Origin of the sequence: Streptomyces sp. NPDC017520 (assembly GCF_044329855.1) — a bacterium.
Classification (GTDB): Bacteria; Actinomycetota; Actinomycetes; order Streptomycetales; family Streptomycetaceae; genus Streptomyces.
In genome coordinates this window covers 74,225-91,438 of record NZ_JBIRKB010000023.1, presented here as the reverse complement: position 1 = coordinate 91,438, position 17,214 = coordinate 74,225, and the positions used below count along the sequence as shown (strand labels likewise).

The 17,214-nt window shown below is 69.9% G+C and carries 21 protein-coding genes; 4 read left to right on the top strand and 17 right to left on the bottom strand.

Annotated features, from left to right (window positions below; genetic code table 11):
* Positions 1-80: 80 nt before the first annotated feature.
* Positions 81-653 carry a hypothetical protein gene (locus ACH4KB_RS34685; protein ID WP_398070538.1) on the top strand — a complete coding sequence of 191 codons (573 nt, stop codon included), beginning with the start codon at positions 81-83 and terminating at the stop codon, positions 651-653.
* Positions 654-701: 48 nt separating this feature from the next.
* Here the strand turns inward: ACH4KB_RS34685 and ACH4KB_RS34680 are convergent, their stop codons facing one another.
* From ACH4KB_RS34680 to ACH4KB_RS34660, 5 genes are all read right to left on the bottom strand, one after another.
* Entirely contained in the window at positions 702-1,184 is a 483-nt protein-coding gene (locus tag ACH4KB_RS34680) for a hypothetical protein (RefSeq protein ID WP_398070536.1), read from the bottom strand.
* 30 nt (positions 1,185-1,214) lie between these two features.
* The gene (locus tag ACH4KB_RS34675; protein ID WP_398070534.1) at positions 1,215-1,493 is read right to left on the bottom strand and encodes a hypothetical protein; all 279 of its coding nucleotides are present in this window, start codon (positions 1,491-1,493) and stop codon (positions 1,215-1,217) included.
* 172 nt (positions 1,494-1,665) lie between these two features.
* Complete coding sequence (locus tag ACH4KB_RS34670; RefSeq protein WP_398070532.1) at positions 1,666-2,721, bottom strand: hypothetical protein; 1,056 nt, start codon at positions 2,719-2,721, stop codon at positions 1,666-1,668.
* 133 nt (positions 2,722-2,854) lie between these two features.
* The gene (locus ACH4KB_RS34665; protein WP_398070531.1) at positions 2,855-3,664 is read right to left on the bottom strand and encodes a hypothetical protein; all 810 of its coding nucleotides are present in this window, start codon (positions 3,662-3,664) and stop codon (positions 2,855-2,857) included.
* Between the two features lie 132 nt (positions 3,665-3,796).
* Complete coding sequence (locus ACH4KB_RS34660; RefSeq protein ID WP_398070529.1) at positions 3,797-5,713, bottom strand: pRL2-11; 1,917 nt, start codon at positions 5,711-5,713, stop codon at positions 3,797-3,799.
* Positions 5,714-5,903: 190 nt separating this feature from the next.
* On the opposite strand from ACH4KB_RS34660, the gene ACH4KB_RS34655 reads away from it, so the two are divergent.
* On the top strand, positions 5,904-7,475 hold the full coding sequence (locus ACH4KB_RS34655) for a zinc-ribbon domain-containing protein (RefSeq protein ID WP_398070527.1): 1,572 nt from the start codon (positions 5,904-5,906) through the stop codon (positions 7,473-7,475).
* 194 nt (positions 7,476-7,669) lie between these two features.
* Here the strand turns inward: ACH4KB_RS34655 and ACH4KB_RS34650 are convergent, their stop codons facing one another.
* From ACH4KB_RS34650 to ACH4KB_RS34630, 5 genes are all read right to left on the bottom strand, one after another.
* A complete protein-coding gene (locus tag ACH4KB_RS34650; RefSeq protein WP_228183897.1) occupies positions 7,670-7,858 on the bottom strand; it encodes a hypothetical protein in 189 nt (62 codons plus the stop codon).
* 5 nt (positions 7,859-7,863) lie between these two features.
* Positions 7,864-8,331, bottom strand: coding sequence for a hypothetical protein (locus ACH4KB_RS34645; protein ID WP_398070525.1), 468 nt, complete (start codon positions 8,329-8,331; stop codon positions 7,864-7,866).
* 72 nt (positions 8,332-8,403) lie between these two features.
* Complete coding sequence (locus ACH4KB_RS34640) at positions 8,404-9,264, bottom strand: TIGR02391 family protein (RefSeq protein WP_398070523.1); 861 nt, start codon at positions 9,262-9,264, stop codon at positions 8,404-8,406.
* Positions 9,265-9,424: 160 nt separating this feature from the next.
* A complete protein-coding gene (locus tag ACH4KB_RS34635) occupies positions 9,425-9,688 on the bottom strand; it encodes a hypothetical protein (RefSeq protein ID WP_398070521.1) in 264 nt (87 codons plus the stop codon).
* Positions 9,685-10,020 (bottom strand): hypothetical protein, encoded by a 336-nt coding sequence (locus ACH4KB_RS34630; RefSeq protein WP_398070520.1) that lies wholly within the window; start codon positions 10,018-10,020, stop codon positions 9,685-9,687. Before ACH4KB_RS34630 ends, ACH4KB_RS34635 begins: the two co-directional genes overlap by 4 nt.
* A gap of 206 nt (positions 10,021-10,226) precedes the next feature.
* On the opposite strand from ACH4KB_RS34630, the gene ACH4KB_RS34625 reads away from it, so the two are divergent.
* Positions 10,227-10,646, top strand: coding sequence for an Imm10 family immunity protein (locus tag ACH4KB_RS34625; RefSeq protein WP_398070518.1), 420 nt, complete (start codon positions 10,227-10,229; stop codon positions 10,644-10,646).
* A gap of 36 nt (positions 10,647-10,682) precedes the next feature.
* Here the strand turns inward: ACH4KB_RS34625 and ACH4KB_RS34620 are convergent.
* From ACH4KB_RS34620 to ACH4KB_RS34610, 3 genes are all read right to left on the bottom strand, one after another.
* Positions 10,683-11,542 (bottom strand): IS5 family transposase gene (locus ACH4KB_RS34620; protein WP_398070516.1). Its coding sequence is split into 2 segments (ribosomal slippage): positions 10,683-11,191 and positions 11,191-11,542, totalling 861 coding nucleotides; the frame shifts between segments, so codons are not numbered across the junction.
* Complete coding sequence (locus tag ACH4KB_RS34615) at positions 11,524-12,114, bottom strand: 2'-5' RNA ligase family protein (protein ID WP_398070514.1); 591 nt, start codon at positions 12,112-12,114, stop codon at positions 11,524-11,526. Before ACH4KB_RS34615 ends, ACH4KB_RS34620 begins: the two co-directional genes overlap by 19 nt.
* 162 nt (positions 12,115-12,276) lie before the next feature.
* Positions 12,277-12,888: a hypothetical protein gene (locus ACH4KB_RS34610; protein ID WP_398070513.1), complete on the bottom strand. Its 612-nt coding sequence runs from the start codon at positions 12,886-12,888 to the stop codon at positions 12,277-12,279.
* Positions 12,889-12,974: 86 nt separating this feature from the next.
* On the opposite strand from ACH4KB_RS34610, the gene ACH4KB_RS34605 reads away from it, so the two are divergent.
* Complete coding sequence (locus tag ACH4KB_RS34605) at positions 12,975-13,241, top strand: hypothetical protein (RefSeq protein WP_398070512.1); 267 nt, start codon at positions 12,975-12,977, stop codon at positions 13,239-13,241.
* 207 nt (positions 13,242-13,448) lie between these two features.
* On the opposite strand, the gene ACH4KB_RS34600 is transcribed toward ACH4KB_RS34605, so the two are convergent.
* The 4 genes from ACH4KB_RS34600 to ACH4KB_RS34585 form a co-directional block, all read right to left on the bottom strand.
* Positions 13,449-14,273, bottom strand: coding sequence for a hypothetical protein (locus ACH4KB_RS34600; RefSeq protein ID WP_398070511.1), 825 nt, complete (start codon positions 14,271-14,273; stop codon positions 13,449-13,451).
* Positions 14,270-15,175 carry a sigma-70 family RNA polymerase sigma factor gene (locus tag ACH4KB_RS34595; RefSeq protein WP_398070509.1) on the bottom strand — a complete coding sequence of 302 codons (906 nt, stop codon included), beginning with the start codon at positions 15,173-15,175 and terminating at the stop codon, positions 14,270-14,272. The genes ACH4KB_RS34600 and ACH4KB_RS34595 overlap by 4 nt, the downstream gene beginning before the upstream one ends.
* Positions 15,172-15,396 (bottom strand): hypothetical protein, encoded by a 225-nt coding sequence (locus tag ACH4KB_RS34590; RefSeq protein WP_032769849.1) that lies wholly within the window; start codon positions 15,394-15,396, stop codon positions 15,172-15,174. The genes ACH4KB_RS34595 and ACH4KB_RS34590 overlap by 4 nt, the downstream gene beginning before the upstream one ends.
* Before the next feature lie 549 nt (positions 15,397-15,945).
* Positions 15,946-17,178, bottom strand: a complete 1,233-nt coding sequence (locus ACH4KB_RS34585) for a replication-relaxation family protein (protein WP_398070507.1) — start codon at positions 17,176-17,178, stop codon at positions 15,946-15,948.
* Positions 17,179-17,214: the final 36 nt, after the last annotated feature.

Below are 17,214 nucleotides of genomic sequence, written 5' to 3'. Positions count from 1 at the left end.
GCGTCGGGAGGCTTGGTCCGTCCGAGTGAGCGAGCCCATCGGTCGTAGTGATCCGTTCTGCGGCCCCTCTACCGTCGGTCATGGAATCCACCCCGATGCCCGAGCCGCTGCGCCGGGCGGTCCACCAGCTGGTTGCTGAGGCGGTCTCGAACTGCCAGGACGTGCTCACCTACACGGAGCCCTTCGTCGCGCACGACTGGAAGCGAATGACGCTGTACCGGTCCACCGACGCTGCGGACACCATGAACATGGCCGCCATGCTGATCGCCGCGCACTGCCAGCGCACGGGCATGTCGACCAACACACTGGAGGGCTACCTCCAGGTCACTCAGCAGGAACTGCGGTCCGCTGCGCCCTCGGAAGAGGACCGTGCGTATGCGGCCGGCCTGGCGGGTGAGGCACTGTCGTACGAGGAAATGAGGGCGCCGGCGAACCGGGACAGGCACCACAAGGGGCAAGTCGAGGCGGAAGAAGCTCTGCGACCGGAGTACGACCCGATGAAACTGTTCACCGAGGCGTGCCTGCACGGGCTGCGCGCGCGGCTGAGCGAGGACATCGACTCGCTGGACAGCTACCTGCCGCCGCAGGTGGCCGCGATGGCGCGCAAGGTGGCCGAGGCGCTCGAAGTACCAGAGCTGGCGACGACGTCGTGATGTCGGAGCCGTGCTGTTGGTGAACAGCACGGCTCGGCGGTTGTCGGGTCAGACGGTGGCGTGGTCCACCAGGGCCCACATCCGCGACAGTTCGCCGGTCGTGATGGCGGTGCCCGGGTCTTCCGCGAGGAGTCGTGCCGCCCCGGTGACCAGGGAGGCCACCGCTACGAGCCGGATCTGCTGGTCCGGGGTGAGCCACGGGGCGTCCTGGACCGCACATGGCACGAACACCAGCTTGCTGCGGGTCTCCGCATCGAGGCCGCCCGTGCCGTCGACCATCACGCCGCCGGGGTCCATGCGGTCGCAGTCCTGCGGGTCCAGGCAGAACGTCGCCCTCTCGATCGATTCGGGCAGGTCCTCACGGAGCCAGGAGCCGACCGGGCTGGGAGCCGGTCCCGTGGGCAGGGAGCGGATCCAGGCCGCAGCGCGGCGGCCGGCTGCTGCGGCCGCGGCGAGGGCTTCGTCCTCGCCGTCCCACGGCTCGTAGGGGACATCGTCGGTGGGCCCGGCGGGCAGGTGCGTGATCGTCACGCCGGGCTAACCGATGTGCTGCCTCTCAGGTCACCGTGCGCCCGCCGTCTCCTCCGGGCCGGGGTCGCGCAGCGGGTTGGGGTGGGGGCAGTCCCAGCACCGCACCGTTTCGGGGAGGTTCTCGAATCGTGTGCCGGAGACGCCGAAGGAGCCGTCGATGCGGAAGCCTCCGCAGTTCTGGCACGGGGTGGCGTGGAAGGGCTTGTCGCAGCGCAAGCAGGTGCCTTCCGCGCTGGTGGGGGCAAGGCGGGTAACTCGGGTGTCTGCGCTGCCGCATCGCACGCAGAACACTTCCTGGATGGTGTTCATGGTTCTGGTGTACATCAGGTTCGGCGGTCCACTCCCCCTGCCCGGGTCAGGCCGTGTCGCCGGTCGTCGCATGGCGCCCGAGCCGTGCGGTCGTCGATGAGCGCGTACCAGCCGGGCCCCCGGGGATGTCATGGCTGCCCCCCGGTGCCCGTGGTGGTGCGGGAAGCGACTACTACATGAGGGCTTCGAGGGCCTGCTCGGCCATCTGAATTCCCTGCGTTGCCGCCATAGTGGTGGCGCCCTCCAGGAGCTTGTCCTTGAGCTGGGTGGCGAACTGACGCAGGCGGCCCGGCTCGGGGCTGGCGGAGGTCGCCTCGGTGTGGAGATTCTGGGCGACGCGCTCCAGCTCCACACGATCATCGTCGGGCAGGCCCAGGATCGGGCTGACCTGGCCGACGTACCCGGCAAGCTGGACGAACAGCGTGGGGTCGACGCCGTCGGTGTTGTTCTGCGTGAAGTGCTGCTGCTCGCCGATGATGACGCCCTTGGCGTTCGGCAGGTAGGTGTTGTAGGTGGTGCCGGGGCGGGGCTGGTTCACGTGGTCCTGCACGCTTCCTCCGGTCAGAGCGCAGCTGACGCCCTGGGGTGTGATGGCGACGGTGGGGGGTTCGGTGTCGATGTGGTTGATCAGCTGGTGCTGGGACAGGTGGGCAAGCGCTTCGTGCAGCTCGGTGCCGGTGATCTCGGATCCGGCGAAGTAGGCGGCGGGCGTGGCGAGGAACAGCACCGGGTTGATGGGCTTCTCGTCGCCCGCAGTGTCGAACAGCCACCGGTGGAAGGCGTCCATGGTGTAGCGGAGGCGGGCGGCGCGGTCCAGGCGCAGCTTCTTCAGGCGGTGGATCGCGGCGCGGCCTGCGTCGGTGAGATGGACGTCGGGTGCCTCACCGCCCCAGTTGCGCGAGACCTTGACGAGGTCACGCTGTTCCAGCTCGAAGGCGAGTACAGCCGCGTCCTCGTCGTGCAGCTGCTGCTCTTCGACGAAGTCGGCGACATTGATGTAGTGCGAGGGGTTCTGTCGGGCCCGGGCATCCAGCCACGCCAGGAGACGGTCGAGAACCGGGTCGCCTTCGCCTGTGTCACGACCGGGCACGGCCCCACCTTCAGTAGATGCCGTCGTCTTGACCGGCACGCGGATCGGGTTCCGCTTGGCAGCACGCTCATATTCCTTGGCGATCCCCTTGACGTGCTTCTCGATCGCGCGTCGCTGACTGCTGGAGCTCTGGGCCATGTCGCCCTCCTGTCTCAGGTACCTCTTCCAAGGGTACGGAGCGGGTCCGACATCTGGCCCTCCGTTTACCGGGGCGCCGAGGGGGTGCCCACCATGCGGGCGGGCACCCCCTCGTCGGCGGCCGAGCTTGGGGTCAGTTCTCGGGGTCCTCCGGGTCGGTGAGCCAGGTGACGACGTCGGCGTCGGTCATCCTGATCGCCTGTGTCTCGTTGGCATCGCCGTGCTGGATGACGTGGAAGTGGCCCTGCTGGGGGTGGCGCTGCTTGGGGGCGGGGCCGGCGGCCGGGGCGAGGACCTGCCAGGTGTCGGCCGTGAACCGTGCCAGGATCACCGTGGCGAACAGCTCGCGGGCCGCGTCCCTGAGGACGGTGGACTGGGGGCGTCCGTCGAAGATGACGTGGACGCGGGCCGCGCGCCCGACCCAGAGCGCCTCTTCGAGGGTGGCGATGGCCGGCGACGTCTTCGGGTCGTCCTTCTGCCGGAAGGTCTCCCAGTAGCGGGCGAGGCGGCGCAGCGTGGTGTTGGCTTCGTCGACCGCGACGATCAGGCGGGGCACGGTGTCCAGGTCGCCGTCGAGGTCGAGGCGGCGGTGTAGTTCGGTGGCGAGTCCGAGGAGGGCGTCGTGGATGCCGGCGATGTTGCCGCGGTGGGTGACAGTGGGCAGGGCCTTCGCCCACAGGTGGGAGATGCGCTTCGGGTCCAGGACCAGGGCGTGGGCGCCCTGGTGGAGGAACTGCGCGGTCAGGGAGCGCAGCATGGTGGTGCTGCCGCCGCCGCTGGCGGTGCAGACCAGGACGTGCGGGGATTCGCCGTTCAGGTCGACGGCGATGGCCTGCCCGGTGGTGCTGATGCCGATGAGGGCGGTTCCCTCGGGCATGGCCTCTATCTGCGCGCGCAGGTCCGGGTCGGCGAAGCTGAGCATGGTGACGACGGTCTTCTTCATGGCGGGGTGTTCCTGTTCTGTGTGGTGCCGGGAACTGGGTGTTCTTCCGGGGTCAGGGGGATCGTGTCGGTGAAGGCGGACAGGTCCGGATTCGCAGGCGGGTCGGATTTCTGACCCGCCGTTGTCCGGGGATCAGTCGAGGTCGGTGGTGCCGGTGGGCGCGCGGGGCCGGTTGCGGGCCCACTTCTTGAGGTCGCGGACGCTGTAGAGGAGTTCGGTGCCGCGCTTGGCGGCCGAGGTGGGGAAGGCGGGGTCGTTGGCGCGGGCGAAGCGCAGGGCGGCCAGGGTGATGCCGGGCAGGTGGTGCTCGGCGGCCTGGCGCAGTCCCACCGCCTGGTCGTCGTCATCGGGTGCCGGATCCGCCGGCGACGTCGCCGGGGTGGCGGCGGGCCCGTCGACGGCCGGGGTGGCGGCTACGGCCGGGGTGGGGTCGACGGCGGCGGGCGGCTGGGCGTGGTCGCTCCAGGGGTCGGCCGGGGAGTCGGCGGGCGGACCGGGTTGGTGGAGCACGGGCGGGCCCGGTTGTTCGGGGATGCCCGGGTGCTGCGGTTCGGCCGCTGCCGTCTTGCCGGTGCTGGCCCACTCGTGGGCTTCGGCTTCGGTGAAGAACAGCACCTGCGTCTCGGTGGCGCTGCCGCCGCTGACGACCTGGGCGCGCCCCTGGTGCTTGGTGGACTTCGGCGCCGGGTGGACCTCAGGGGCGAGCATCCGCCAGGCGTTGACGCTGTAGCGGGCCAGGATGCGGGTGGAGAACTGCTCGCGGACCTCCGGGCCCCCGAGGGCGCGGGCGGTCGCGGACTGCGCGACCAGGAGGACGTGCATGCGCAGCTGGCGGCCCATGTAGAGGATCTCGTTGAGGGCATCGAGGGCCGGGGAGACCTTCGGGTCGCCGGACTCGCGGATCTTCTCCCAGTAGCGGGCCAGCTGCTTCATCGTCGCGTTGACCTCTTCGAGAAGGATCAACAGCCGCGGGCCGATGTCCTTCGGATCGGCGCCGATACCGAGGTCGTCGGCGACCCGCGTACGGCGCCGGCCTTCCAGTCCGAGGGCGATGAGCTGGTCGTGGATGTCGGCGACGTCGGCGCAGTAGGTGACACCGGGCAAGCCGCGGGCCCAGGGGTGGGAGATCCGCTTGGTATCCAGGACGAAGACCCGGCTGCCGTGGTGGAGCATCTGGCAAGCGATGCACCGCAGGATCACCGACTTCCCCCCGCCCGTGGAGGCGTTGACGAGGATGTGCGGGGATTCGGCGTCCAGGTCGACGGACACGATCCGCCCGCCGGCTCCGAACCCGATGATCGGGGCGGACTCCTTGGCCTTGGCGACCAGGTCCCGCGTCTTGGGGTCCTTGAAGAGGGATATGGCCGGGGGCTTGCGGGTCTTCTTCACCAGCACATACGGCTTGCGGCCCTCCGGGTGCCAGGAGAACGTCACGCCCTGGAGGGCGAGTTTCTGGGTGATGAGGTCGGCCACCACGTCGCGGGAGAACCCGAGCCGGGTGGGCAGGTCGATGCGTATCTGTGCGTCGTCGTCGGTGAAGTTCTTCGGGACGTGGAGGTAGCGGCGCGGGTCGGTCTGCTCCGCCAGACCCAGCGGCTGGTACAGGGCCTCGTGCAGCGGACCCACCCACTCGCGCATCAGCTCCCGGCGCTCGCGGGTCAGGACCATGTACGTCGCTGTGCCCACCGTGAGGACGGAGGCCGCACCGATCCCGGCGGGCTCCAGAGCGGCGAGCGCCGCTTCCCGGTTCTCCCACAGCTCGGTCAGGGTCTCGCGGGTGGCGTCCAGGTCCCGGGTGGTCAGGTAGCCGCTCTCCGCAACCCCGCCACCGAGGGCCAGCCGGAAAGACAACCGGCGCCACCCGGGCTTGTAGGAGCGGCGGCGGACCTTGCCCTCCACCTTCGGCAGCACCCGGGCACCCGGCCGCCAGAACGTCGCGTCCGTACGACGGACCCCGTCCAGGTCCCGGCCGGCCAGCATCCGGGCGATCCCGCGCGCGAAGGTGTCGGCGGACTCATCCACCTGCTTGTCGAACTTCGTCCGTGCCATGACGGTGCCCTTTCGGTGTGCGTCCCGGCACCTCACACCCGGAACCGGACACCGACCGTAAAAGCGTTGGCCTGTGCATAAGTTCTGGCGAGTGGCGAGCCCTGAGCTGCGGATCTGTGGACATACACGGGGCGGCAGCGCGGTGACCGCGGCAAAGGCATGTCAGTGCCGCGCCCTACGGTGCGTGCACATGACACGTCGCACGCGTTTCCTGGTCACCGAGCACCCGGCCATCGCCGCCCAGTGGCATCAGGAACTGAACACCGAACTGGACCTGAAGCAGATCGGTCCCGGCTCCCACAAGTCCGCGTTCTGGCAGTGCGACGCGGGCCACGTCTGGCAAGCCCAGGTCCACTCCCGCGTCGCCGGAACCGGCTGCCCCCGGTGCGCGGGGTACGTGCCGCGCGGCCGGGCCACCCTCAGCGAGCACTCGCCCGGCCTGGTAGCCGAGTGGCACCCGCGCAACGACGCCTCGCCGGACCAGTTCGGGCCCGCCTCGCACCGCAAGGTCTGGTGGCGCTGTCCGGCCGGGCACGAGTACCAGGCGCGAATATCCAACCGCAGCCGCGGCACCGGTTGCCCGACGTGTGCCAGGGCCGGCCGCGACGCCCCGGCCGGGCTCCTGGCCGACATGCCGGAGCTGTTCGCGCAGGTGGACCCCGACACCGCACCGGCCGACGTGGCGGAGTTGCTGGTCAACTCCCGCGCACGGATCGGATGGCGGTGCCCTCGTGGCCACCGCTGGGAGGCGAAGGTGAGTCACCGGGCCGTCGCCGGGTCGGGCTGTCCGGCCTGTGCGAGGAAGAAGCGTGCTCCCGTCCTGCCCGATGCGCGGCCGGATCTGGCGGCGGAATGGCACCCGGCGCGCAACGCCCCGCTGGCGGCCGGTGCTGTCACCGCTGGTTCACAGCGCCTGGTCTGGTGGAAGTGCGCCGTGTGCGCCGGCGAGTTCCGGGCCAAGGTCTTCCACCGCGTCCGCGACGTGGCCGCGTGCCCCACCTGTTCCGGTCGGGTGCGCTACAAGGACCTGGCAAGCGAAAGCCCCGACATCGCAGCCCAGTGGCACCCGACCCTGAACAGCACCCTCACCCCGGCGGAGGTGACCGCCGGGGCCAATGTACCGGTCTGGTGGCTGTGCCCGACCGGCCATGAACCATGGTCGGCCCAGGTGGCGCACGTGTTCATGGGCAGGCAGGGCTGCCCCCGCTGCCGGAAGCGGACCAACGTCTCCCGGCAGGAGACGGAGCTGTTCGCCGAACTCGAACTCGTCCTCACCGGCGGGGAGCAGCAGTACCCGCTGCAGACACCGAGCGGTCGCTACCGGCTCGACATGCTCTTCCCCGCAGACCACGGCCAGGCCGTGGTCGTGGAGTTCGACGGCTCGTACTGGCACCGCGACGCAGAGAAACGCGACCGGCTCAAGGCCGAGGCCATAGAGCGCAGCCGCCCGGCCTGGACGGTGGTGCGCGTCCGGGAAGAGCCGCTCCAGCTCACCCGCCCCGGCGACGTCGCCGTCCCGCTGCTCGCCGACCCGTTCACGACCGCCAGCGTCGTCCTCGATCACCTTATGTCGTTGATGGCCTGGCCCACCGAGACACACAAGCGCGCCCGCGCCTACATCGCGGGCGGGCGTCGCCTCGGAGCGGAGCTGGCGGAAAGGCTCATCACCGAACTCCGGCCGGCCACCGGACCGGCTGCGCCGCAGCCCACCGCCCTTGAGGTTGGCCACCAGCAGGGTCGATCGTCCAAGGTGGGGCGATGAACGCACTACGCCCCCTGCCCGAGGAGCTGGAAACCGTTCCGGCCCCTGGTGAGGACGAGCACGGCGACTGGCGGCACCGGTGGGAACAGCACATCACCCGCCTGCTCTGACAGCGGCAGACCGGAACTGCCGGTCACGCGTCGGGCCCGGGCCTCCTTGTGGAGGTCCAGGCCCGACGATCTTGAGGTGCTGTCTCAGCGGGTCTCGGTGTTCCCCTGCGGCCGCACCGCCGTGGTGAAGGTGGGGTTGGTGTCGCTCTTCTTGTCGGTGCCGATCAGCGCCTGGTTGGCGAAGGTGTCGACGAAGTCCGGCTGAGGCGCCGGGGCGGGCGTGGTGGGCGCGGGGTCGGGCTGGCCGCTCCCCTGGTTCGGTTCGTTGCTCATGGTCCTCAAGTGTGCAGCAGCAGTGCGACAGTCGACAGGCAAAGGCCTGCGCCCAGCGACCAGAGGCTGACCGCCCAGTGCCGGGCCTTCTCCTGGTGACGTTCCTTGTTCTTCTCGAAGATGACCGCCCGGGACGCCGCCAGCTCAGCCAGGACCCGCCCCTTGGGGGACCCAACGTGTGCCGCCAGCATCGGGCGGGGCTCCAGATCCTTGTGCTCCGCTACCCGGAACGTCAGCACACCCGTGACCAAGGCGATGGCGTACGCGGCGAAGGCGCAGTAGGCGAGGACCTCGTGGCGCTGGTGCGTCGCTAGGAACTGCGCGGCGGTCGCAGCGAAACCGATGAGGAAAACTGCCTTGGTGTCGATCTTCGCCAGCGATTCCGACTGCCGCGCCAGACGCGAAGCCACCTCGTTGTTGAGGAGCTCCAGGGTGTTCGTCTGCGCTTCGATTTCAGCCGGTGTCATCGTCATGCCGAGAGCCTATGAGCCGAGCGGGGGCGCCGTCCGGCTCATAGGAGGTGGGCGTGGCCAGCGAAGGCCGGGTCAGGTGCCCACCTCCTCGCTCCGACGGATCTCGCACTGATCGAGCAGGCGGGCGAAGTAGCTGTACGCCGCGAGTCGCTCCATCCCTTCCTGTTCAGTGAGCTCATCGCGGGTGTGCGTTGCGACGTTCCTGACCGTGAGGTTCAGTCCGGTCGCGAGGTTGTTGAGCGCGCCAGCCAACGGCGCCAGCCCTCCACGCATGCTCTTGGCAGTCTGATCTTCCGCCGGGCCTGGCCAGGCGAGCTTGGGCTTGCCGGGTTCTGGGTCGCCCGCGGAGAGGGTCTGCTGCCAGAACGAGGTGTCGGTCACGTCGTTGCGGCCCAAGCGTTCCTTCCAGTGCACGGTCAGCGCCTCCGATGCCTCGCGCACCGCGACCCGGTACTGGTGGGTCGTCCAGTGGGCGGCCGCCGCCGTCCAGATGACCTCATGGAGTTCGGAAGGGGCGAATCCTGGCGTCGCTGACTCCGCCGCTGCTTCAGCCTCGCTGACCATCATGCTCAGACGGCCCCGGACCCGGGCCGCCGTGGTGCGGACCTCCTGGGGCGTGAAGAGCGCCTTGGGGGCCGACATCAACGACCAGTTCTCGATCGGGTCAAGGACCCCGACCCCGGCCACGGCGATCTGCGCCCCAGTAACCGTGACCGCCCGGGCAGCGGCCCCCGCAGCCTCCGCCACGTCCAGCTCGAGCTGGCGTATCGCCGCCCGGTCCTGCCCGTCCTTGGGCCGGACCGTGGGGAACAGCCCGCGCGTTTGGACGTGGTCCGACTCCTCCTGGGTCTCCATCCAACGCCCGAAGACCTCCTCGAACCGCTCCACAGCGGCCCACAACCGCTTCAAGTAGTCAGCGCTGTACGTCGCCACGCCCTACCCCCTCCTCTGGATCATGTCTGCCCGCCACCGAGAGCTAGAAGAGTGCGCCTGCTCGTCGTCGGCCTTCATCCGACCAGCCTTCCAGCCACCACTGACAGCGCGGTCCCGATGGCCGGAGGACCGGCAGGGGTAAAGGCCGGGCCTGCCGTGCTCACCGTGCCTTCGGCAGCGCGGCCAGCGTCCGGCGTTCCTCACTGCGGCCGTTGCCGACGACCCGCCACACCGCCCTGCCCGCGCCGCGCTCCGTCAGCCGGGGCAGGGTCGTGGTCGCCACGGTGAGCCGGTAGCCCACGCTCCCCACGCTCCCCACCCGGCCGGCCCGCTCATGGAAGGCGGCCTCGCGCGTGTCCGGGGCCGCGCGGCGCCGGACCGGGGCGAAGACGAACAGCACCGGCGGGCGGCCCGCTGCCCTCATCGCAGCTGCGTGGGCTCCTGTTCGGGGGCGGAGGTCGGAGAGCCCTTCACCACCAGTGATCCGTTGCCCGACCTCCTGGTGGAGTGCAGGGCCAGGCGGGGCGAGGAATAGAGGATGCCGCCGTCCCGACGCAGGTCCCACTGGTAGCTCGTGGAGCGCTCCAGGAGGCGGCGTTGCTCGGGGTCGGCGTCGGAGAGCGTCAGCTCGACAAAGCCGCGGCCGCCTTCGAGGACTCCTTGGCAGGTGATGCTGCCGGTGAAGACCAGCAGGGTCGTACCGACGGAGATGTGGACGGTGTCGCCGTGGATCGGGCGAGCGCCGGGAAACGTCACGCGCCCACCCCCAGGGGGATCTCGGCAATCGGGCTCCACTGGATACGCCGGCCGTCGTGCCACTGCTCGACTAGGGGCCTGTCTCTTAGATTCGGCCATGAGATCGTCATGCTCGTCATCAAGGAGGGTTCATCGCCAACCTTGCCGAAGTTAGAGCCTCAGGCGCCCCTCCACGGCGAGGAGCTCCAAGGATGGAGAACTGACAGATGGCCGAACCGAGCGTTCCTTACTGGACTATCCGGCACCTGGAGTCCGGGGAGTCTGTTCCTGGACAGACCTTCACCGTGTTCATCTCCGAGGGTGACAGCGAGGACGCCCGGTACTTCGATCTGCAGCGCATGATCGAGGAGCCTGGGCAGCAGGAGATAGATCTCGAACTGGACAGTTACTGCATCGTGTCGGAGGGTGACGGCGTTGACTACGGCGGCCTTGAAGAGGCAACCCTGCTTCCAGGCCGGCTCATCCTCCAGTTCCGGAGCAAGTCAGCGGAGGAGTTGGAACTGCCGTCCCAGGCCATAACTCTGGGGATCGCCCCAGGCGTAGACATCAGTGAACTCCGGACGGGTTTGAAGAGGGTACTCACATACGGGAACCCCTCAAAGGTCCCTGTCATAAGCCTCACGTGACCTGAGAGCGCCAGCGGCGACCGTTGGAGTCGGGAACTATCGCCGGGCCCAGATGAGGATGGCGGCCAAGTGGAGTGCGGCCAGGTAGACAAGGGCCAGCTTGTCCGTTCTTATCGCCAGGCCACGCCACTGCTTGAGCCGGGCGATGCACCGCTCGACGGCGTTGCGCTGCTTGTACGCCTCGGCGTCGAACGCGGGCGGTCGGCCCCCTGAGCGGCCCCGCCGCAGACGGTGACCCACCTGATCGGACGGTTGCGGAATGACAGCACGAATACCGCGCCGACGGAGATAGCTGCGGATCGCGCGGGATGAATACGCGCGGTCCGCCAGCACAGCATCCGGCCGGACCCTGGGCCTTCCCTGCCTGTGCCGGGGGACACGGATGCCTGCCAGCACCGCTTCGAACGCAGGCGCATCACCCGACTGACCTGCGGTGATGTGGAAGGCCAGCGGGCGAGCGTGGCTGTCGCTCGCAACGTGCACCTTCGTACTCAGGCCGCCGCGGGAGCGTCCGAGTCCGTGATCATCAGGCTCGGCCGGGCCTGGTGCCCCCTTTTCCTTGCTCCCGCTGCATGCTGATGAGCCCGACAAACAGTGGAATCCACTGACACCGTCCAGCCGATATCGTCGCCGTCGTCGGCCGCTGCCAGGGTCGCAGAGAGGATCCGTTCCCAAGTGCCGTCCTTGGCCCATCTGGACAGGCGCTTGTGAGCGGTCTGGAACGAGCCGAGTTCGTCCGGCAAGTCCCGCCAGGGTGAGCCAGTGCGGTACTTCCACACGATGGCTTCAAGAGTGCGGCGGTGGTCGGCCCACGGCCGTCCGCGAACCGGATCGGCGGGCATCAGCGGCTCGATCCGGGCCCACATCGCGTCAGTGACTACCAACCGAACAGACACACCCGATCAACTGGCCAGTCGACTAGAGAGACACGCTCTAGGTGGATCCGGTCGGCGAGCACAGTGACGGACAAGGGGCCGTCGATCGAGGCGAGGTCGGCCCGGAGAGCGACCACGTCCAGTGAGGCGGCGCCGCTCGTGGTGTAGCCGAGGGAGATGTGGGGGTACCGGCTACGCCCGGGCTTGAAGGCGGCGCCCGTGCGGTCCGTCGCCGCGGTGACCATGTCGACGAGGGCGGAGAAGGGCGCACCGGGCCATCCGCTGACCTCGATGGCGAGCGCGCCGACCGCAGGCCGGTCGAACGTCAGGGTGACCGGGACCAGCGAGCGGGCGGTCCTGCGGACATCGCGGAGGAGCGACTCGATGTCGACGTCGTCGCGGGCCGCCCCGATCGCGTGAAGGAGCGTGCAGTGCATCCCGTCCGGCGAAACGGGCTCCAGCCCGGGCCCGGTGATCCCGGCGTACGGCGCGGCAAGGGCTACGGCCTCGTCCAGGGTGGGCAGGACGTGCCAGTGAAGGTCACGTCGTCCCGCCGGCCAGAAGGGTTCCACCCTCGCGAAGAAGCTCTCCATGCCCGCAGTCTTCCCTCCCGGCGCGTCGGCGGCGGGCGTTCGGCGAAGTTCCTTCCGCCGCCGACTCGATGCTCGCGCCGTTGCGCCGTCGGCGACCGGGCACAGCGGGCAGTCCGCCATCACCCGGGCGAGAGCCGATCACCGTCTCCTGACCCGCCGTGCTCAAGAATCGGCCTCGGTGGTGACCGGGACTTCCAGCGGCACGGTCCACTCGCTGCCCTTGGACCTGGCGGTGATGCTCAGGCGTACCGGCTCGTTCGCGTAGTCGCCACGCCAGCCGTCCGCGTTGCTCGCCGACCACAACGGCGGCGTGGTGGGAGTCAGGCCGTAGCGCGTCCACTCGCCGATCGCGAGCTGCTGCGGGGCGACCGTGCGGCCGGTGCCGTCGCGGCCGTCCGCGCTGAACTTCCACGGCCCCCAGATGTGGGCACGGACCTCTTCGGGAGACGGGGTGCCCGCGAGCCGGGGGCCATCGCCCCGGTGCGGGTTGTCGTTGCGCAGGGACGCGGTGATCTCGATGGCGCCGTGGGACAGCAGGCCGGGCGGTCCTTCGAGGTGGACCCGCAGCATGGCGGTGGAGCGGGCCTCGTTGGCCACGATCGTGCAGCGGAAGTGCGGGGTGAGGTCGGCGTGCAGGCGCTGCTGCTCGATCCGGGACAGGGTCTGCGCGGCCCCGTTGGAGTTGCGCGCGGCTTTCCAGGAGCCGATGGCGGCAACGGCAGCGACGACCGCGACGGCCAGAGCCAGGGCCGCGATCGTGTCGGTGGTGGTCATGAGGCAGGACGCTATCGCCACCGCACCTCACAGGTCAGCGCCCTGGAGATATGGCCATCAGCGGGGACGTCGTCCAAGGTGGGGCGATGGGCGCACTGCGCCCCGGTGACGTCACCGACGAGATGATCCAGGCCATGGGCGCGGCCAAGCGGCAGGGACTGCAGAAGGACCTGCGCGCCCTGGCCGCGAACATCCGCGCCGACGCCGAAGGACGCTACGACAACGCGGAACCCGGGTGGCGGGCCGGGGTCGAGTGGACGCTGCTGTGGATCGAGAACACCGCCGCCCATCTGACCGAGGGCACCCCGGGCGCCGGGACCGGCGGCCGGGGTCAGGGCGTGTCGCCGGAATAGGCGAAGCCGTCGCGGATGTACAGGCCGGGCTCGATGAAGGTCATGGCGATGGTTCCTTTCCGCCCGGCCCCGCCGGTCTCCAGGTTGGAGACGCGGTCGCGGGACCGACCGGGCGGGAACGTAGAGCACCGAGTCCCTTAACGTCGCCTCTGGCCGTCGTCCCCGGGGTACCGGCCGCGGCACCCTGGGGTGCCGCGGCGGATCGGCTCAGCGGGTTGCGGCCTCGTCTGCGTGGCGGTCGCGCCGCCACTGGTGGTGGTCGCCTGGCCGTGGCCGGGGACGGGACTGCGAGCGGGGCGGAAGGCCGCTGGGGCGAAGAGAGCGGTGGGCTGTGTTCAGTCGATCGCGGACCTGGTGGGCGAAGTTCGGTCCCGGCAGCGGGATCTCGCTGTCGGGTTCGCGCAGGTAGCCGCTGGCCACGGCGACGGGCATGTAGGCCATCAGCTCCAGGACGACGGAGGAGCGCTGACGGGTGACGTGCCGGGCCAGCTGCCTCAGGACACGCAGCAGGGTGGTGGTCGAGACGCCTTCACCGTCCCGCAGAAGGGCGGGGAGGCCGGGATCGTCGGCGCAGCGGATCTCGGTGCGCGCCGCGGGGGCGCGCGGTACGGGTTTGCAGGTGCCGGCCTCGTCGGTCTGGGTGTGCCACCAGCTGGCGACGTGAGTCTCGCCGAGGGCGAGGTGGTGGAGATAGAGGCAGTAGGCGGCGGCAGGTTGTCCGGCGCCTGCGGCGTACTGCCACCAGAAGCGGGCGCCGTCGTCGGTGTCGCTGAGCTGGAGTACGCAGGCCAGGACCAGGGCGGCGCGGGGTGCGGGGATCTGGTCGGTGACGAACTCGCCAACGGCGGTGGCCGGGGTGTGCCGCACCACGGTCTCGCACAGCGCGCGCAGGTCGTCGGCCGCCGACCCGGCCGTCTGCCGCGGAGTGATCTCCCCTCGCCGGTTCGTGTCTCGGGTGGGAACGGTGTCACGCGGAACGGTGCGGTTGGAGGCGAGCCGTGCCCGGGAGAGGACGGCGTCCAGTGTGGTCATGGGGTGGGTCCTTCGGTCAGGTGCAGCTCGGTGGTCTCGGTGATGAAGCGTCGGGCATGGCGTTCGTCGGACCGTACGGCGGCGATCGGTACTCCGAGGAGTTCGGAGGTCTCCCGGATGCGGAAGCCGCACAGGTGTCGCAGCACCATGACGTCCATGTGGTTGTCGGGCAGCCTGCTGATCGCGAGGAAGAGCTCGATGCTCTCCGCCAGCTGGTCTGTCTGTGCCTCGGGGTCCGTCTCCTCGCGGAGGGCGAGGGTGTCGAAGGCGCTCTGCGCGAGCAGCGGGCGGTCGTCGCGGTGAGCAGCGCTGGCCTTGACCGTGGCGCGCAGGAGGTTCCAGGCGTAGCGGCGGATATCGGGGCTGGCGAGGGCCTCGTCGAAGCTGAGCCAGAGGATTGCGAAGGTGTCCTCCACCACCTGGTCGCGGGCGTCGCCGGTAAGGAAGACGTCGGCATAGCGGATGTAGCCGTCTTCGACGGTGGCGCGCAGGGCACCGTGGGCCAGGGGCGGGCGGCCGGAGCCGGCGGTAGTGACAGCGGGTCCGCCTTCGCCGGAGCGGTCGATCCAGTCGCTGTTCTTGCCCACGTCCAGGGCGGCCTGCTGCCACAGCCGGTACAGCGGCCAGCTGGGGATGTCCAGGACGGCAGCGACGCGGTGCATGACTTCCCAGCGCGGGTAGTGCCCCACTCCGCGCAGGAGCTCGGAGAGCTTCGACTTGGCAAGGACGACGTGGAGGCTGAGTTCGGCCAGGGTGTAGCCGCTGGCGAGGTAGCGGTCGCGGGTCGGCTCCAGCCACGCGGCGTGGGTGGAACCGACGGTGGGGGCGATGGGTCCGAGCTTGCGGCCGGGACGGACCGGGGCCGGCCCGGAGGCCGGTCCCGGTGCGGGGAGCGTCGTCACAGGGTGCCGTCCTCGTCGTCGGGCGCCGCCGCAACCCGGCGTCCGGTGGTCGGCGTGGTCCGGGCGCGGTAGCCGCCCAGGACCTGGGTGACGGTCAGTCCGAGGACCGGGGCCAGTCCGGCGATCAGGGCCGCGTGGCCCATCGCCGCCATCATCAGGCTCCATGCCAGCACCGCTACGAGCGCCAGCATCATTGCCGCCGCTATCTGTTTCCTGCTCATCACCCATCCTCGGTATCGGGAGTCGGCCAGGCGCGGCATCCGGAAGTGCCACCGCGCCATGAAGGGATCTCCGTCAACGAACGGGTGCCGAGCCGCCGCTGACGGATCCTCAGCATGGACCCGCTCCCATCGATAACGCGACGTGATCATGAAATTACGGAACATTAGAAATCGCGGACGGTCAGTCACGAGCGCGAAACGGACCACTCCGGGGCACGTCCAGCACACCGGGCATGTCCTGGGGGTGAAGTTCCCGGTTTTCCTTGCAAACCGGTCTCGTACGTCGTCCCATGGGAGAGGACACCTCGGTGTCGGTCCTTCCATCCGGAAGAACGGTGCGCCCTCGTGCCGAAAATGAGGGAATCGCGCCACCTGCTCTGCCCGGCCTGTCGTATAGGCCGGGCAGAGCAGCGCCCCTCGCACGGAGGGGAAGACGAACGTAGCGCAGCCCACTGACACCGCTCCGCCCGTTGCTGTCTTCAGCGTCGGTCGCAGCCCGTCCTGGGGGCCAGGACGCGACCAGCACGCAGCCGTGACCGGGCCCGTGGGCTACCGGCGGCGGCCGAACAGTCCGCGGCTCTTCTTCGCGTCCGCTTCGGCCGCCTCCCGCACTGCGGTCTCCTCTGCCTCGCGGCGCGCAGCGCGCTCAGCCTCCGCCCGGTCGACGTCCTCCTTCCTGCACTGCCCGCACAGGTTGTCTCCGGTGCTGCGCCATGAGGTCTGGATGACCGACTGCCAGCGTTCGTCGGTGAATTTCGTCCCGCACCGGGTGCACAGCGGGCGCTGCGCCTCCCGCTCCGCGGCCTTGCGTTCCGCCTGCCGCCGGCGGGACTGCTCCCCTTCGATCCGGTAGAGCCGCTCGCCGTCCGGGGTGTCCAGGGCCTCGGTCAGCGTCTGCCACTCATCGCGCCCGAGCCGCCGCCACACACGGCCCGCGGCCCCGGCCGGGTCGGCGGTGATGCGCTCCAGCTCGGTGACGACCACGGGCACCGTCTGGTGGTAGTCGACGGCCGTGAACCCGGCCCACGGGTACGGGGTGCCGGCGAAGTAGCGGCGGGCGGCCTGTTCCAAGCGGCGCATCCGGCTCTCGCGCTGCGCTGCCGTCTTGCCCGTGAACACGAACGCCACCGGCACGTAGCCCTCGCGGCCGGTCGCCGGGTAGATCCGTGACCACAGTCGGAAGTCGTGTACCGCCGCACCCTGCCGCCGGGCGGCCTTCTCCTTGTCCTTGTCGGCCTTCGGCGCCAGGAGCTCGAACCAGTCGTTGTAGCGGCGCAGCTTCGCCGTCAGGTCGTCGACGGGCTCGTTGACGCGGTCGACCTCCAGGAGCATCGCGGGCACTCCGGCGTCCGGGGCGCGCATCGTCAGGTCGGCGTACTGGGTGTACCCGTATGGCAGGCGGTGGGCGATCTCGGTCTGCCAGGACAGCGGGGTGCCGAACCCGGCCCCGGTGAGCACGGCCGCGGTCGAGGTGACGGCGGCGCCGTGTTCGTCGTAGCCGTCGCCGTCGACCGGCTCTCCGTCGTCGTCGTACTGGAGCTTGCGCAGCACGGACATCCGCGCGCTCTTCGGGAGCAGCTGCTTGGCTTCCTTGTGTCCTCGCTCGGTCAGCACCCACAACTGGTGTCCCGACTCCAGCCGCGTCTCCACCCGGACCTTCCCCTCGCCCTTGAGGGCGTTGAGGGTGTCCCTCGTGCACCGGTCGTGCCGGTCGCCGGGACGCAGCATCCGCCACAGGTGGTCAGCGGTAGCCCTCTGGAAGATCCCCAGGGCCGTCAGCACTTCCTTCTTCCTGGTGTGAGTCGGCTTCCATGTCTG

Excerpts from the sequence above, each read along its gene's own strand:
- ACH4KB_RS34650 (WP_228183897.1), bottom strand. The coding sequence starts at position 7,858 with ATGAGCAACGAACCGAACCAGGGGAGCGGCCAGCCCGACCCCGCGCCC.
- ACH4KB_RS34625 (WP_398070518.1), top strand. The coding sequence starts at position 10,227 with ATGGCCGAACCGAGCGTTCCTTACTGGACTATCCGGCACCTGGAGTCC.
- ACH4KB_RS34670 (WP_398070532.1), bottom strand. The coding sequence starts at position 2,721 with ATGGCCCAGAGCTCCAGCAGTCAGCGACGCGCGATCGAGAAGCACGTC.
- ACH4KB_RS34675 (WP_398070534.1), bottom strand. The coding sequence starts at position 1,493 with ATGAACACCATCCAGGAAGTGTTCTGCGTGCGATGCGGCAGCGCAGAC.
- ACH4KB_RS34605 (WP_398070512.1), top strand. The coding sequence starts at position 12,975 with ATGGGCGCACTGCGCCCCGGTGACGTCACCGACGAGATGATCCAGGCC.
- ACH4KB_RS34600 (WP_398070511.1), bottom strand. The coding sequence starts at position 14,273 with ATGACCACACTGGACGCCGTCCTCTCCCGGGCACGGCTCGCCTCCAAC.
- ACH4KB_RS34645 (WP_398070525.1), bottom strand. The coding sequence starts at position 8,331 with ATGACGATGACACCGGCTGAAATCGAAGCGCAGACGAACACCCTGGAG.
- ACH4KB_RS34665 (WP_398070531.1), bottom strand. The coding sequence starts at position 3,664 with ATGAAGAAGACCGTCGTCACCATGCTCAGCTTCGCCGACCCGGACCTG.
- ACH4KB_RS34660 (WP_398070529.1), bottom strand. The coding sequence starts at position 5,713 with ATGGCACGGACGAAGTTCGACAAGCAGGTGGATGAGTCCGCCGACACC.
- ACH4KB_RS34655 (WP_398070527.1), top strand. The coding sequence starts at position 5,904 with ATGACACGTCGCACGCGTTTCCTGGTCACCGAGCACCCGGCCATCGCC.
- ACH4KB_RS34610 (WP_398070513.1), bottom strand. The coding sequence starts at position 12,888 with ATGACCACCACCGACACGATCGCGGCCCTGGCTCTGGCCGTCGCGGTC.
- ACH4KB_RS34685 (WP_398070538.1), top strand. The coding sequence starts at position 81 with ATGGAATCCACCCCGATGCCCGAGCCGCTGCGCCGGGCGGTCCACCAG.
- ACH4KB_RS34590 (WP_032769849.1), bottom strand. The coding sequence starts at position 15,396 with ATGAGCAGGAAACAGATAGCGGCGGCAATGATGCTGGCGCTCGTAGCG.
- ACH4KB_RS34635 (WP_398070521.1), bottom strand. The coding sequence starts at position 9,688 with ATGAGGGCAGCGGGCCGCCCGCCGGTGCTGTTCGTCTTCGCCCCGGTC.
- ACH4KB_RS34615 (WP_398070514.1), bottom strand. The coding sequence starts at position 12,114 with ATGGAGAGCTTCTTCGCGAGGGTGGAACCCTTCTGGCCGGCGGGACGA.